This window comes from Chitinophaga filiformis, from assembly GCF_021646545.1.
In the GTDB taxonomy this organism is placed as follows: domain Bacteria; phylum Bacteroidota; class Bacteroidia; order Chitinophagales; family Chitinophagaceae; genus Chitinophaga; species Chitinophaga filiformis_A.
The window spans coordinates 92,404-108,013 of sequence record NZ_JAKIRP010000020.1 but is presented as its reverse complement, the minus strand read 5'-3'; the positions used below and the strand labels follow the sequence as shown (position 1 = coordinate 108,013).

At 47.8% G+C, this 15,610-nt stretch carries 11 protein-coding genes; 8 read left to right on the top strand and 3 right to left on the bottom strand.

Annotation, left to right across the window (positions count from 1 at the left end):
* Positions 1–3 precede the first annotated feature (3 nt).
* The 5 genes from L3C95_RS31640 (at position 4) to L3C95_RS31620 (ending at position 8,494) form a co-directional block, all read left to right on the top strand.
* Positions 4–1,569: a RagB/SusD family nutrient uptake outer membrane protein gene (locus L3C95_RS31640; RefSeq protein ID WP_236394625.1), complete on the top strand. Its 1,566-nt coding sequence runs from the start codon at positions 4–6 to the stop codon at positions 1,567–1,569.
* A 73-nt stretch (positions 1,570–1,642) separates the two neighbouring features.
* Positions 1,643–3,631 carry an alpha-galactosidase gene (locus L3C95_RS31635; protein WP_236394623.1) on the top strand — a complete coding sequence of 663 codons (1,989 nt, stop codon included), beginning with the start codon at positions 1,643–1,645 and terminating at the stop codon, positions 3,629–3,631.
* Positions 3,632–3,651: 20 nt separating this feature from the next.
* A complete protein-coding gene (locus L3C95_RS31630; RefSeq protein ID WP_236394620.1) occupies positions 3,652–5,835 on the top strand; it encodes an alpha-galactosidase in 2,184 nt (727 codons plus the stop codon).
* Positions 5,836–5,871: 36 nt separating this feature from the next.
* Positions 5,872–6,891 (top strand): GntR family transcriptional regulator, encoded by a 1,020-nt coding sequence (locus L3C95_RS31625; RefSeq protein ID WP_236394618.1) that lies wholly within the window; start codon positions 5,872–5,874, stop codon positions 6,889–6,891.
* A gap of 4 nt (positions 6,892–6,895) precedes the next feature.
* Positions 6,896–8,494, top strand: a complete 1,599-nt coding sequence (locus L3C95_RS31620) for a solute:sodium symporter family transporter (protein WP_236394616.1) — start codon at positions 6,896–6,898, stop codon at positions 8,492–8,494.
* Between the two features lies 1 nt (position 8,495).
* Here L3C95_RS31620 and L3C95_RS31615 read toward each other — a convergent pair whose 3' ends face one another.
* Entirely contained in the window at positions 8,496–9,476 is a 981-nt protein-coding gene (locus L3C95_RS31615) for a GlxA family transcriptional regulator (RefSeq protein WP_236394615.1), read from the bottom strand.
* A gap of 119 nt (positions 9,477–9,595) precedes the next feature.
* Between L3C95_RS31615 and L3C95_RS31610 the strand changes: the two genes are divergently transcribed.
* The 3 genes from L3C95_RS31610 (at position 9,596) to L3C95_RS31600 (ending at position 13,234) form a co-directional block, all read left to right on the top strand.
* Positions 9,596–10,492: a dienelactone hydrolase family protein gene (locus L3C95_RS31610; RefSeq protein WP_236394613.1), complete on the top strand. Its 897-nt coding sequence runs from the start codon at positions 9,596–9,598 to the stop codon at positions 10,490–10,492.
* Between the two features lie 25 nt (positions 10,493–10,517).
* Positions 10,518–11,120, top strand: a complete 603-nt coding sequence (locus L3C95_RS31605) for a class I SAM-dependent methyltransferase (RefSeq protein ID WP_236394611.1) — start codon at positions 10,518–10,520, stop codon at positions 11,118–11,120.
* A gap of 158 nt (positions 11,121–11,278) precedes the next feature.
* Positions 11,279–13,234: a KUP/HAK/KT family potassium transporter gene (locus L3C95_RS31600; RefSeq protein ID WP_236394609.1), complete on the top strand. Its 1,956-nt coding sequence runs from the start codon at positions 11,279–11,281 to the stop codon at positions 13,232–13,234.
* A gap of 207 nt (positions 13,235–13,441) precedes the next feature.
* On the opposite strand, the gene L3C95_RS35155 is transcribed toward L3C95_RS31600, so the two are convergent.
* Positions 13,442–14,266 (bottom strand): N-acetylmuramoyl-L-alanine amidase, encoded by an 825-nt coding sequence (locus L3C95_RS35155; RefSeq protein ID WP_317207724.1) that lies wholly within the window; start codon positions 14,264–14,266, stop codon positions 13,442–13,444.
* Positions 14,263–15,462 carry a hypothetical protein gene (locus L3C95_RS31585; protein ID WP_236394607.1) on the bottom strand — a complete coding sequence of 400 codons (1,200 nt, stop codon included), beginning with the start codon at positions 15,460–15,462 and terminating at the stop codon, positions 14,263–14,265. Before L3C95_RS31585 ends, L3C95_RS35155 begins: the two co-directional genes overlap by 4 nt.
* Positions 15,463–15,610 lie beyond the last annotated feature (148 nt).

The window sequence follows — 15,610 nt, the reverse complement described above, 5'->3', positions numbered from 1 at the left end:
ATTATGAAACGCAATATATTAACATGGAGCATGCTGGCGGGATTTGCAATGTTCTCTGCTTCCTGTAGCAACTTCCTCGACGAAAAGAGTGTGACCAGGCTCGATGAAAGCCAGGTATACGCTGACGTGAACCTCGTGGAAACAAGTCTGAAAGGGATTTACGCCAACTGGAAAGCTGTCCGTACAGATGAACAGGGACTTATCATGATGATGGGTACCGACGAAACCCAGCAGGGCGCTTTGCAGATGAAGAGCGATGCAAATAAAGGTGGTCTGGACCGCTACGACGGTAACCTGAACTCTACCCTGAACCATATTGCCAATCAATGGAACATCCGCTGGCCTATCGTCAACGAGGCTGCCAAGATCGTTAAAGGTCTTAGCAGTGGTACTGTTGAAGCAGGCTCCCGCGAAGCGAAATTGTTGGGTGAAGCATCCTTTGTACGTGGCTTTCTCGATTTTCAGATGGCAATGTACTGGGGTGAAATTCCTATCCGTGATCTTGACCACGAAGCTGAATTAGGTTTCCGTCGCCAACCGCTGAAAGATGTATGGACATTCATTATTGCAGACCTGCAAAGGGCTGCCGATAATTGTCCTAAAACCAATGATCCCGGTCGTGCTACCTCCGGTGCTGCATGGGCTATGCTGGGTAAGGCTTATATGTCCGCTCCGGTGAGCACAGGTCTGCGCGACTTTTCTAAGGCAGCTGCCTGCTTTGAAAAGATGATGGGCGATTACTCCCTCGTACCTTATAAGAACCTGTGGGATTACAACACACCAAATACAGCGGAAGCGATCCTGGAATTCCAGTTCAATCCGGTGTATCCGAACAATAACAAAATACAGTTCCAGATAGGTTCCCGTGCAGTACAGGCATTTTTCGGGGACGGTTGCTACTATTCCGGATACGATAAGATCGTACCTACCCAGTATGCTTATTCTTCGGTAGATAGCGGCGGCATCTGGGAACCGGGCGACCAGCGCAGGTTCGAGGCTATCCGCTACGATTTTACTTACTATGGTGAAACACCTAACCTGGACCCGCTGAAATGGGAAGACCTGGGTAATGACCATGATGAGCTGTTGCCGCATGTAAAGAAATATGAAGACTTCCGTACCGATAAGCATGCAGATAATAAGATCAATAACATGTGGAACTCTGGTAAAAACATACCGGTGTTGCGCCTGGCTGACGTTAAACTTAGCTATGCAGAATGTCTCAATGAATTGAACCGTACAGCAGAAGCGGTGAATATAGTGAATGAAGTACGTGCACGCGCCTGGGGTGGTACCTTGCCAGACAACAGGAAATGGACCACTATGGGACAGGACGCATTCCGTACTGCTATTATGGACGAGCGCATGCGTGAATTGTTTGCCGAAGACTGGCGCCGTATAGACCTGATCCGTACAGGGAAATACGTTGAATATGTGAAGGCGCGTAACAAATGGACGAAACTGTCAGGAACCATCCAGAACTTCAATGTACTGTTACCAATTCCGGATACAGAAATGAAATTGAATGGCGATATTACACCTGCCGATCAGAATGAAGGTTATCATTAATCGTTACTTTTAAAAGGGGCAGGCCCGCTGATTACAGGCCAGCGGGCCTGCTTTTATCTTTATTATGAGGAAGATGCTACGAATAGCCCCGCACATGCTACTAGCGGTGGCCGCACTTTTATGGTGGAGCGTAGTTCATGCTGCTACGCCCGCCGACTGGAAGATCGTGTATGACAGGAACACTAAAGTTCTGCATCTTACACGAACTGCCGGTAATGTCAATTTTCAGTTGTATGCTTCCTATAAATGGAACGGGAAGCTGATCACTACGAAAGATTATGCCGGCGGAGTACAATCAGTGAAGTCCCTGAAAGATGCATTCGGCAAAGGTTCTTTGATCCAGGTGACTTATAAGGACGAAAAACTGCCCACCCTTGTGCAGTCTTTCTATCAGTACCCGGGCAAAGATTACCTGCTCACTGATTTTACCCTGGAAGCTGCCTCCGGCAACATCGCTTCCAATTATATGGCGCCGGTGAACCTGGCAGATGTTTCGAATGTCCTGGGCAGTGGCGACAACCGCGCCCTGTTCATACCGTTTGACAACGATAAGTGGATCCGTTTTCAGTCCCATCCGCTGAACTTTCCTTCCCTCACCAGCTATGAAGCAACGGCCGTTTTCAACGGCAATAGCAGAAAGGGAGTAGTGGTAGGTTCAGTAGAACATGACTTCTGGAAGTCGGCGGTACTCATGAATAAAGAAGGCGCTGCATATACACTGACCTGCTTTGGAGGTATTGCTGATTCCACCACGCGCGACATCGTACCACACGGTGCACGTGAAGGCCATCTTATCAAATCGCCCAAAGTCATGCTGGGCGTATTTAATGACTGGCGTATCGGGATGGATGCTTACGGAGCCGCCAATGCTACTATCGCTCCGCCAAGAGCATGGAACAAGGCCCTGCCAATGGGATGGAACAGCTGGGGTGTATTGCAGTTCAAGATCAGTTACGAGAAAGCATTGGAGGTATCAGACTTCTTTCATGATAATCTGCAGCCCAACCATTTTGTAAACAGCGACGGAGAACTGGTGATAGGGCTGGACTCAGGCTGGGACCGTTTCACAGAAGAACAGCTGAAAGACTTTGTAAAACACTGCAAGGCGAATGGTCAGATGGCAGGTATTTATTGGACGCCTTTTACAGACTGGGGCAAACGCCCCGAGTCCAACATAAAGGAGGCGCCACAATATAAGTTCAAAGATGTTTATCTATATGCGAATGGTCAGCCGCAGGATCTCGACGGTGCTTACGCTATAGATCCTACACATCCGGCCATTGAAGAGCGTATGAAGAAAGTAGCGGATCTCTTTCACCGTTGTGGCTTCCAGTATGTGAAAGTCGATTTTATGGCGCATGGCGCTATCAACGCAGATAAATGGTACAATCCCGGAATAAGGTCCGGTATCTCGGCGTATAACTATGGTATGCAATTGCTGGATAAATACTTCGGCGATATGTATATCAACCTCTCCATTGCGCCTATATTCCCTGCTCAGTATGCCCAGTCCCGGCGTATAGCCTGCGACGCCTGGAACAAGATCAAGGATACTGAGTACACCCTCAATGCGGTTTCCTATGGCTGGTGGATCAATAAGATCTACAGCTTCAATGATGCAGATCATGTGGTGCTGCAGCAGGCTTCAGAAGGGGAAAACCGCGCTCGTGTTACTTCTGCTGTTATCACCGGACTATTTATAGCCGGTGATGACTTCAGTAAGGAAGGTAGCGAAGAGGGCAAGGCAAAAGCGAAACAGTTCCTGACCAATGCCGAAGTGAATGCTGCTGCTATGGGCCGTAGCTTCCGACCGGTAGAAGGTACCGGGGAACGCTCTGAAGATCAGTTCACATACACAGACGCAAAAGGCAACACCTATTACGCGGTTTTCAACTACACAGAAAATGCCCGTAACATGCAGCTGCCACTGGAAAGACTGGGACTTGATCAGCATAAACGTTATACAATACGTGACCTCTGGTCGCATACCGATATTGACGTTGCCGACACTATCAGCATTCCGGCGAAAGACGTTCGTTTTTTTAAAATCAATAGCAAATAAGCAAGCAATAAATTGTATCAATGAGGAAGAAGATATTATCCATTTTGTTTTTCCTGGTTGTTGTAACCCGTACAGCAGTTCAGGCGGAGACGATTCATATCTCCACCAATGAAACAGCGCTCGTATTGCAGACCGCGCAGAACGGCCGCCTCTTTCAATTGTACCTGGGACCACGCCTGTCATCTCCGGACGACTATGCGTTGCTCAGTCCTAAGATGAAATCCAAAAGCGACGGACAGGCATGGGAAGTGTATCCTGTGTCCGGCACAGAAACTTATTTTGAACCAGCATTCGGCATCAGGCACAATGATGGCAATCTGGCTACCGTGCTACAGTACGTTTCACACACGGAGAAGAAAGTAGCAGACGGCGTTACAGAAACCGTGATCATCCTAAAAGATCAGCTGTACCCTGTGCAGGTAAAACTGTACTACAGGGCCTACGCAAAGGAGAACATTATACAGTCATGGACAGAGATCAGCCACAACGAGAAACAGCCGGTGAACATCAGCCGTTATGCCTCGTCCATGCTGTACTGGAAACGTGCGCAATACTTCCTCACAGAGTTCAGCGGCGACTGGGCGAAAGAAGTGAATATGAGCACTACCCAGCTGAACTTCGGTAAAAAGGAAGTGGACTCTAAACTGGGCGCCAGGGCAGATATGCACGTATCCCCATTCTTTACCGTAGGACTGGGAGACGAGCCCCGCGAAAACGAAGGACAGGTCCTAATGGGGACCCTGGCCTGGACAGGCAACTTCCGCTTCACCTTTGAAGTAGATAACGAGAATAACCTCCGCGTTATCTCCGGTATCAATCCTTATGCGTCCGATTATACACTCGATCCCGGAAAGACTTTTACTACGCCTTCTTTCATCTTTACGCTGAGCAACCAGGGTACAGGGAAGGGCAGCCGTGATCTGCACCGTTGGGCGCGTAATTACCAACTGAAAGACGGGAAAGGCGATCGGCTTACCTTGCTGAACAACTGGGAGTCTACCGCTTTTGATTTCAATGAGACCAAACTGGAAGGACTGATCGAAGAAACCAAATACCTGGGCACGGACATGTTCCTGCTGGATGATGGATGGTTTGGTAACAAATATCCCCGTCACAGCGATACACAGGGTCTGGGCGACTGGCAGCCGACGGCGAACAAACTGCCTAACGGCGTGCCTGCACTGGTAAAGGCTGCTGTTAAAACCGGCGTGAAATTCGGCATCTGGATAGAACCGGAAATGGTGAACCCGAAGAGTGAGCTATTTGAGAAACATCCTGACTGGGTGATCCTCCTGCCTAACAGGGAGCGTTACTACTTCCGTAATCAGCTGGTGCTGGATCTCAGTAATCCGGCAGTGCAGGAGCATGTATTCAACGTCGTAGACCACCTGATGACGGAGAATCCCCAGTTGGCTTACCTGAAATGGGATTGTAACAGCCCGATTACAAATATCTATTCGCCTTACCTGAAAGACAGGCAGAACAACCTGTATATCGAGTATGTACGCGGACTGTACAAAGTGCTGGACCGCATCAAGGCTAAATATCCTAATCTGCCGATGATGCTTTGCTCCGGTGGTGGTGGTCGTACCGACTACGAAGGGCTCCGTTACTTCACCGAGTTCTGGCCCAGTGATAATACAGACCCTATAGAACGTCTTTTTATCCAGTGGGGATATTCCCAGTTCTTCCCATCCAAATCCATCGCTGCCCACGTAACCAGCTGGAATCATGATGCCAGCATCAAGTTCCGTGTGGATGTGGCAATGCAGTGTAAACTGGGCTTTGACATCAATGTGAAAGAGCTCCCTAAGGATGAACAGACCTTCTGTCAGTCGGCCGTAACTACGTATAACCGGATAAAAAACATTAATTTCAGCGGCGACCAGTACAGGCTCGTTTCGCCTTACGAAGGAAATCACGCTGCAATGATGTATGTGAGCGAATCTAAAAAACAAGCGATACTGTATGCATATGATATACACCCCCGCTTCGGCGAGAACCTGTTATCGGTACAATGCCAGGGCCTGAACCCTGCAGCTAAATACCGCGTGAAGGAGATCAATCTGATGCCGGGAAAAAATCCTGATGAGCCATTCAATGGGAAGGTGTATTCCGGCGACTACCTGATGAAAGTGGGATTAGATGTATTTACGACAGTTAAATTACATAGTCGTATATTGGAGCTGGAAGCCGTAGAATAGCAGAGATGAACTAAGAGAACAAAACAATCTGTTGGAATGAATGCGATTTTTGAAAAGATACAGGAACTGGATGAGATACCTTCCTACTCAAAGCATGAGCGGTTTGTAGAGGGTATTGTCAATGCTATCAATGAGAAAATCATTGCTGTAGGCGATCCTTTACCTTCTGTGAATGCGATGATCTCCGGTCTGGGTTATGCCCGGGAAACCGTGATCAAGGGTTACCGGGAGTTGCAGAACCGCGGCCTTATTGAATCCAAGAACCGCCTGGGGTACTTTGTCTCTGACGACAATACCCAGCAGTCGCTCAAGGTAGCCCTGCTCATGTATACGATCGATACCTTCCAGGAACAGTTCTACCGTAGCTTCCGCAATGAACTGGGTGCTAATGTGCTGCTGGACGTATTCTTCCATCATGGTAACATAGAGGTGTTTGAAACAATGTTCTCTCTGGTGAAGAACCGCCACTATGGTATGTATGTAATTTCTCCTATTCATCATCCCCGTACAAGGGAGTTGCTGAACACCATACCTCGTCAGAAGTTATTGATGTTTGACCGTTATGAGCCGCTGGATGGAGATTTCCAGTATGTCGTGCAGGAATTTGAACAGTCTTCCTATGCCATCTTCGAACAATTGGCCGATGAGATCAAAAAGTTTGATAAGATGGTATTCTTCCACAATCCGGACTCCCTGTTCCCGCCCGAAATTGTTAAGTCCTTCCAGCGGTTCATTAAGGAACATCAGATCAAAGGCAAGGTGTTACGCGAATATGAACCCGGCTCCGTAGAGAAGGGAGTCGTATATTATGTAAACGAGAACGCAGAGCTCTGGAACCTGTTAAGAGACTGCGCCGCAAAAAAAATTAAACCGGGTAAGGATATTGGTATACTTTCGCACAATGACGAGCCGGTAAAAGAGCTCGTTGGCAATGGTATCACTACCTATTCTGTCAGCTTCAGTGAGATGGGAAAACGGGCTGCCCAGGCAGTCCTCAGCCGGGAACCGGTACATGAAGTCCTGCCTACGAAGCTGATCAGACGTAACTCGCTTTGATCATATGAATGTTGGCGCTTTATTGAGTTTCCTGCTGGTTACCATCCTGGTGGCGGTGATCTCCTGGTATAAAACCCGGAAAGAGAACCTGCAGACCGCTGCCGGACTGTTTTTCGCCAACCGTAACCTGGGATTTCTGGTAGTAGGCGGCGCGCTCTTCTTCACTAATATCAGCGCCGTACAGTTCATTGGTGAGAATGAACTGGTATACACCAACAACATGAGCGTCATGGCATGGGGGATGTCCTCCATATTTGCTATGTTGCTGGTCTCCGAGTTTATCATGCCCGTATATCTGCGCAGTGGCATCTCCACTACGCCCGACTTTCTTGAAGAACGTTATGACATTGGTACCAAACGTTTCGTATCCGCTATCTTCCTGATCAGTTATATCGTGAACATGTTGCCCTCTGTGCTATACAGCGGGGCTATCGCATTTAATGGCCTGTTTGGTCTGTCGGATGCCCTGCATATCAGCTATTGGGCCACCATCTGGATACTCGTCTGGATGATAGGATTGATCGGTTGCCTTTATACCGTGCTGGGAGGATTGAAGGCAGTAGCTATTTCAGATACTGTGCTGGGCATCGGCATGTTTGCAGGTGGTATTCTATTGCCCTATGTTGCATTGAAATACCTGGGGCACGGTTCTGTGAGCACTGGGCTTGAGCTGCTGCTGGCATCACGGAGAGACCATTTTAATGCCATTGGTGGTCCTAAGGATGCTGTGCCCTTTGGCACAATTTTTACCGGCATGTTCCTGGTTAATCTCTACTATTGGGGCACAGAACAATACATTGTCCAGCAGGCACTGGCCTCACGTAGCTTGGCCGAAAGTCAGAAGGGCATTGCGGTCGCCTGCCTGGGTAAGATCATCTCACCCTTGTTGCTGAATATTCCAGGCCTGATCGCTGTACAGCTCTATCCGCATCTGAGCAATACCGCCGAAGTATTTCCCAGGATCGTCAGCGATGTCAGCTCTCCGGTACTCACCGGCTTTATAGCGGCTATTACCTTTGGGGCCGCATTGACTACTTTTAACGCAGGGTTAAACAGTACCAGTACGCTCTTTGTATTGAATCTGTACAAGCCATTCAAGGCATGGCGGCAGGAAACAGTAAGCGAGCGGGAAGTGGTGCGGATAAGCAGACGCTTTGAATTATTGGTTTGTTTACTGGCAATGCTGATTGCTCCTTTCATCGTTTTTGCAGAGCAGGGCTTGTACACGTATATTCAAATGGTAAGCGGTTTATTCAGTGTGCCTATCTTTACCATCCTGGTGGTAGGACTGCTGCACAAGCGTATGCCTGCAATTGCCGCGAAGATCGGGCTCATATTTTTCATCGTCACCTATGCTGTTTCCCAATTGTTTATAGATACAGGTTTACATTTCCTGCACGTACTCGCTATTTTGTTTGTAGTGACAGTATTGCTGATGCTGGTAATAGGTGCTTTCTTCCCACGTAGCGAACCATTTGTACAGCAATGGAATAATGTGGTGGACCTTCGCCCCTGGAAAAGACGGCATATATACACTGTGCTGCTCTTACTGGCAATGATAACGTTGTTTGTAGTCTTTTCGCCATTGGGACTGGCTGAGTAGTTTAGAGCACAGCCTCCTTATTGTATTTATTTCTATACTCCAGCGGCGACATGCCGGTGATCTTTCTGAATACTTCCCTGAAGGCTTTTATATCGGAATAGCCGACTTCATACATCACTTCATTGATGGTTTTCCGGGTATTCTCAAATGCTTTTTTTGCAGATTCAATTCTTACTCTTTGTGAGTATTCAACAGGAGTATTGCCCGTTGCTTTGATAAAGCGCCTGTCGAAATTCCTCCTGCCAATGGCAAACTTGGAAGAAAGGTCTTCCACGCTTATTTTCTCCTGCAGATTATTCTCAATATATGCCTGCGCCTTCTTTATCATTTCATCGCCATGCAGCTTCTGACCGGTAAATATGGTAAACGCCGACTGGCTTTGCCGGTCTATTTCAATCTGGAATACCTTGGAGCAATAGATAGCCGTCTGCCGGTCATAATACTTCTCTACAAGATAAATGATCAGGTTAAGGAAAGAATAAGCACCTCCATTTGTATAGATGCCATTTTCATCGGTGATTAATTTGTCGGCCTGTAAATGCACCTCTGGAAACATACTCCTGAAACTATCTGCCGCAGCCCAGTGTGTAGAACAGTTTTTACCATCCAGCAATCCTGAAGATGCCAGCATAAAGGCGCCTGTACATATACTGGCTATTTCTGCACCCGCTTTATATTGTTTCGCTATCCAGTCTATCAGCAACTGGTTACCCTTTACAGCCTTATGATAATTATGGTTCAGGGAAGGAATGATAATCAGGTCAGCCTTACCAATAGCAGAAATATGGCAATGCGGTTTCACCGTAAACAAACCGCCATAGAAATCCACCTCTTTTGAAATGCCTGCGAGCTCAATCTTGAACAACTCCTTTTTACCGGTCCCTTTCCAGTACTCATTAGCGCGTGTAAATATCTTATAAGCGCCGACGATGCTGCTCAGGTTGTTCTCTCCATCAGGGACGATTATGGTAAGATGTTTCATGAAAATCTTTTACCAAATATAGAATTTTATGTTGTCCGGATCAACCCCTGAGGATGCTGATTTGTCCCCCGCCAATATTCCCGTTTTTATGATTACATTTAAATACAAACACGCATTCCATGAACCCAAATGAAATCAAAAAGGAAGACATCAAACAGGAGGTCTTCGACCTTTACGACGATTATGCCCACAACCGCGTAGACAGGCGGCAATTTATAGAAAAGCTATCCATATATGCAGTAGGAGGGCTGACGGTGACATCCCTGATGAGTTTCCTCATGCCCGATTATCAAAACGCTATCCAGGTAAAGGCCGACGATCCGCGGTTGAAGTCGGAATACATTCACTACGATTCGGAGAAGGGAGGTGGAAAGATGAAAGCCCTATTGTCCAGGCCAGCAGATGCTAAGAAGAAATTGGGCGGTATCGTTGTCGTTCATGAGAACCGCGGCTTGAACCCGCACATTGAAGATGTAGCCAGGAGAGCTGCGCTGGCAGGGTTTATTACTGTAGCTCCCGATGCGTTAACACCTTTGGGAGGCTACCCGGGTACGGATGATAAAGGGCGTGAACTGCAAAGCCAGCGGGATAGGAACAGCATGCTGGAAGATTTCATCGCAGCTTTTGAATACCTGAAGACCCATCCGGAATGTAACGGAAAAGTGGGCGTAGTCGGCTTCTGCTTTGGCGGCTGGATCGCTAATATGATGGCAGTGCGGGTACCTGACCTGGCCGGCGCTGTACCGTATTACGGCGGACAACCAGAGAAGGAGCAGGTGCCGCAGATAAAAGCGCCATTGCTGCTGCACTACGCCGAACTGGATACACGCGTGAACGAAGGGTGGCCTGCATATGAAGCAGCGCTGAAGGAGAATAACAAACAGTACAACGCTTACATTTATCCAGGCGTAAACCATGGCTTCAATAACGATACAACACCGCGTTATGATAAGGCGGCTGCGGAACTGGCCTGGGAGCGTACGATAGCGTTCTTTACAAAGGTTTTAAGTGTATAACAAAACATGATGAATGAAATGAGTCATGGAGAACAGGAAAGATAACGTCTATGAAACGTACAACATCATTGCCGGATGGTTCGCTGAAAACCGCCAGCACCTGACGGAGAAAGCCTGTCTTGATAAGGTGATTGACATTGTAGGAAAAGGCGCAAGTGTGCTGGACCTCGGGTGTGGTACAGGTATGCCGGTAATGGGATATCTCCTGGACCAGGGATTGCGGGTTACCGGATCGGACGCCAGTTACCGTATGCTGGAAATAGCACAGCGGAATCTTCCCGAAGCAACATTCATACTGGCCGACATGCGTGAACTGTCACTTAAGAGGAAATTTGACGCAATTATAGCATGGCATAGCTTCTTTCATCTGCCTGCTGAAAACCAGCCTGCCATGTTCCCCATTTTCCGGGAGCATCTGAATAAGGACGGCGTCCTGCTATTCACTTCAGGCAAGGAGCACGGCGAGGCATGGGGAGAGAATGGCGGAGAAAACCTGTTTCATGCATCCCTGGATAAAGATCAGTATCAGTCACTATTGGAGGACAACGGTTTTCGCGTTCTCGCATATAAGGAAGACGATCCTGAATGTGGCAATGCCACCGTATGGATGGCACAGTTAGTTGCCTGATCATCTGCTTAAGAAAAATAATGATCATTCCGGTCTGCCGCGGCAACCGGTATACTTTAACAGCTGGTATTAAATCTGATACCAGCTGTTTCGTTTTGTGGAATATGTGAAATGAGAGTAGTACATTTATAGTTAAATTATAATTTGTTATAGGGACTATGAACAACTCACACAGCGGAGCAGATGAACATGCTCCGGACCGCTTCAAATGGGGTGGCGTATTGCTTGCTTTAGGCATCGTTTTCGGAGACCTGGGCACATCTCCTCTGTATACTTTCAAGGCCATTATCGGAGAAAAGGCTATTTCAGAACAACTGGTCCTGGGAGGCGTGTCGGCTATTTTCTGGACACTCTTCTTTCAAACAACCCTGAAATACGTCTTTATTACAATGCGGGCAGACAACAACGGCGAAGGTGGTATCTTCTCCCTGTATGCGCTTATCCGCAGATATGGTAAATGGGTATTGTGGCCCGCTATTATCGGAGGTAGCTTCATGATCGCTGATAGCCTCATCACACCACCTATTTCGGTTACTTCCGCTATTGAAGGACTAAGGGTGCTTAAGCCGGATGTTCCTATCATGCCTATCACCATTGGCATCCTGATTGTGCTGTTCCTCTTACAGCAATCGGGCACAAACCGCATCGGCGTATTTTTCGGCCCGGCAATGGTGATCTGGTTCAGTATGCTTGCCATTCTGGGGATCACCAATCTGGCAGGCAATTTCTATGTACTGAAAGCTATTAATCCGTTATATGCTTACGATCTGGTAGTCAACTATCCGGGCGGCTTATGGGTATTGGGCGGCGTCTTCCTGTGTACTACAGGAGCGGAAGCCTTATATGCAGATATGGGGCACGTAGGCCGGCGTAATATACAGGTAGCCTGGATATTTATTAAAACAGCATTGTTGCTTTGTTATTTCGGAGAGGCCGCATTGCTCATGAAATATGAGGGCCAGCAGCTGACAGCAGTAGATGCCTTCTATGGTCTGGTGCCAAAATGGTTCCTCATCCCAAGCATTGTGATCGCTACAGCGGCTACTATCATTGCCAGCCAGGCGCTGCTCTCCGGGACGTTTACCCTATTCAATGAAGCCATCAGGCTGAATGTCTGGCCAAGGCTCCGCATTGAGTTTCCGTCCGATATGCGTGGACAGGTGTATGTACCTGCTGTTAACTGGTTTATGATGCTCGGTTGTATAGGAATGGTGCTGCATTTTAAAGAGTCTTCCAACATGGAAGCAGCTTTCGGTCTGTCTGTCACGTTAACCATGTTAATGACGACAGTCTTACTCACCGTTTACCTCTATACCCAAAGGGTGCCGCGGATCATTGTTGTCCTGCTCTTCCTGACTTTTACCTGGATTGAAGTAACCTTCCTGGTAGCCAACCTGAGCAAGTTTGCACACGGAGGCTGGCTTTCACTGATGATCGGCCTTGTGTTGATCAGTGTGATGTACATATGGTATGCCGGCAGAATGTTTAAAGCGAAGTACCGCAACTTTGTGGACCTCAGAAGATACATTCCGGTGTTGAAAGAACTAAGCAATGATACCGATGTACCCAAATATTCTACCCATCTGGTATATCTCACCAGTGCGCATAAGCCTGACAAGGTGGAAGACCGAGTGATCGCTTCCATATTGCACCAGCAACCTAAAAGAGCCGACCTTTACTGGTTTGTGCATGTCGATGTAGACGATAAGCCTTATACCGCCACCTATACAGCTAAAGTGATTGAACCGGAGGAAGTCGTACATATTACCTTCACACTCGGTTTCAGGATCGTACCACGTATCAATATCCTGTTCAAGAAAGTGGTTGCAGAGATGGTAAAAAATAAGGAAATAACGCTGGTAAACAAATATTTCGATCCTGAGAACAGCAACCTGTTGGGGGATTTCCGTTTTGTGATACTAAAGAGTTTCCTGTCAGTGGAAAATAATCTTTCCCTCTGGGATAATATTGTAATGAGAATACACTTTGTGCTTGATAAACTAAGTCTGCCCGATGCCAAGGCCTACGGTCTCGACTATAGTAACGTAGTGACGGAACACGTGCCGCTGATCCTCGGCAAAACAGAAAACATTACGTTGAAAAGAGAGCATTAGTACTGAAGCTTTAGCATCTGGTTTTGTCGTTCAGAACAGCGTGCATCGCAAATAATAAAGGCTCCGGGAGTCGCATGAACATGGTTATGCTTTCAACCGGTAACCGAAAAAAAAGGAGGGTGTATCAACATTTGATACGCCCTCTTCTTTGTTTATAGCGGGAAGGGAAAAATCTGCTTCGGATACAAGCATCATAGTGTGTGTCTATCATGCAGGCTGAGGTTGTGCCGGCGCTGGAACCATATCAATTATTTTCCACGTTTTCGGCCCTACGATGCCATCAGGTACAAGCTGATGATCGCGTTGGAACTGCCGGACGGCGGCTTCCGTTTTAGGCCCGAAAACACCATCCTTTGTAAGGCCGAGCTTTCCCTGGATAATTTTAACCAGGTCATTCCTGTCACCACGCCGGGTAGTTTTTCGACCCTTGCCACCATCGGGTTTAGCCGGCTCTTCATCAGGAATTAAAACAGGGTCAGGCGCAACGCCGTTAAGAATATCTGCGACCCTTTTACGGAAATCATCCATGTTAAAATCGGGATCAGGCTTACGCCCCTTGGGAAGGGCATACTCCTTGTGCCCTGCACAGAAACTGGCGTCTTTGCCGATATGTTTCAGAATGGCGGCAACGCCACGGCAATAAGCGTCCACCTGCACTTCCGGCCAGGGAAAATCATCGGCCTTGCCGGTGTTCTCCGCTTCGATACCGATGAAATGCGTGTTGCCGTTGGTGATACCTTTCCATATGCCCTGTCCGGCGTGATTGCATTTACCGGCGGCCACTATGTAGAAGGTGCCATCCCTTCCCAGGCCCAGCTGAGACAAGGGACCAGGCACCTTGCTGGTGCCTTTGAGCAATGTATTCAGGCTGGGCATATTGCCTGCTTTCGGGCCTGCTGTATGATGACAAAGTACGCCAAGTACCGTACCCATGGCACTGTTGGTGCCTCTCTCTTCCCATCCATCAACGGTGGCGACTTTCAGCCCGGCATTTTTAAGGACTGCCGGTAACCATGTTAGTTCGCGTATCATTTTGATATTCCTCCTTCTGCTTGTGGTAAATCTTCATCTGAAGTAATGTCGGCAGTCTCCAGTATACAGTTGTCAATGTCACTTTGCGGATCGATCACAGCACCTTCCGGTGGTACAGCCTGGGCGCCGTTGCCCTGGGTGGGTTGGGCTGCATGTCCGTTACCCACGCCATTTCCTCCTGCCATTTGAATGGTAACAGTGTTGGACTTGTCGCTCTTTCGGTCTTCGGAGCCCTCTTCCTGACTCTTTTCGGCAGGTTTAACAGTTCCCCTGATCACCATGATCTTGTTGAGCAGATCAAACCAGAAAGGTGCGCCAAGTGTTGCTGCCAATGCTGTTAGCAGCCAACCGAGGGCGTATATGAAGAAGTCGTTCCATGCATTGCTCTCGCCGTTTGGATCTGCCTCAGGATTAATACCATTGGCCCATCCGATAGGTAACTTAAGCGCATCAAGGTTAGTTTTTGCTTCGGTGTAGGATTGTTGTGTGAATGCTGCATCCTGCGATGCATTTTCTGCCTGCGCTACAATCAGTTTTCTTGCGTCATCATTGCGGAACAGATAATCCGCAATCTTAATCGTGTTTATATTCAATCCAACAGCAACGGCCAGCCCGACAATGAAAAGGATCCATTGAGTGGAACGTTTATACCATCCGGATACCCTGTCCATACTGCTATCAAACCACTTTTCCAGGTTTTGCTGCACGCGCTCAAGATTGCCCTGCGCACTGTCCAGCGCAGTCAGCATAGCCCGCTGTACAGCAATGTTCTGAATATTCAGAATGTTGGCACGGATAGAAGCTACTGACATTTCTACGGCATTCGGGTCACTGGAAACAGCGTTATTCTTACTGCCCCTCGCTGCAATGTCCATTAAAGCCAGTGCAAAGTTTTTGGATGGAATATAAGAGGGCAGTTGCTTCCCTCTGTCCAGCAACCCCGGCTCTTTCTTGTTCTTACCGGGCGTATAATCAGATGAATACAAACTATTGATCATCGGGTGTTCAAAAAGGCTTCTGGCGATATTCTTCGCCTCCCGGTCATGGAGCAATTCACGTATACCCCTCTCCAGGTACGCCGCCCGGGTCTTGGTAAGTGCTTCTATTCCTTCACGTAGTGCCGAACAGATCATACTTACCAAACCAAAGAGGAAAATTACGCCGATTGCTACTTCGAGGATAACTGAGTTAAACATATGTGGGGTATTTAAACAATTCAAATATATGCGTTTAGGAATCGGCCGCCAATACCAAGTAGTAGGTATTTTTCACTTTGACATAACATTTATTATTTTGGGGAGCCGCTTGCCGCTTTAGAGGCAGACAGGCTATCTTTCATGCACT

Coding starts and splice junctions, on each gene's coding strand:
- L3C95_RS31630 (WP_236394620.1), top strand. CDS start 3,652: ATGAGGAAGAAGATATTATCCATTTTGTTTTTCCTGGTTGTTGTAACC.
- L3C95_RS31625 (WP_236394618.1), top strand. CDS start 5,872: ATGAATGCGATTTTTGAAAAGATACAGGAACTGGATGAGATACCTTCC.
- L3C95_RS31620 (WP_236394616.1), top strand. CDS start 6,896: ATGAATGTTGGCGCTTTATTGAGTTTCCTGCTGGTTACCATCCTGGTG.
- L3C95_RS31610 (WP_236394613.1), top strand. CDS start 9,596: ATGAACCCAAATGAAATCAAAAAGGAAGACATCAAACAGGAGGTCTTC.
- L3C95_RS31585 (WP_236394607.1), bottom strand. CDS start 15,462: ATGTTTAACTCAGTTATCCTCGAAGTAGCAATCGGCGTAATTTTCCTC.
- L3C95_RS31640 (WP_236394625.1), top strand. CDS start 4: ATGAAACGCAATATATTAACATGGAGCATGCTGGCGGGATTTGCAATG.
- L3C95_RS35155 (WP_317207724.1), bottom strand. CDS start 14,266: ATGATACGCGAACTAACATGGTTACCGGCAGTCCTTAAAAATGCCGGG.
- L3C95_RS31605 (WP_236394611.1), top strand. CDS start 10,518: ATGGAGAACAGGAAAGATAACGTCTATGAAACGTACAACATCATTGCC.
- L3C95_RS31600 (WP_236394609.1), top strand. CDS start 11,279: ATGAACAACTCACACAGCGGAGCAGATGAACATGCTCCGGACCGCTTC.
- L3C95_RS31615 (WP_236394615.1), bottom strand. CDS start 9,476: ATGAAACATCTTACCATAATCGTCCCTGATGGAGAGAACAACCTGAGC.
- L3C95_RS31635 (WP_236394623.1), top strand. CDS start 1,643: ATGCTACGAATAGCCCCGCACATGCTACTAGCGGTGGCCGCACTTTTA.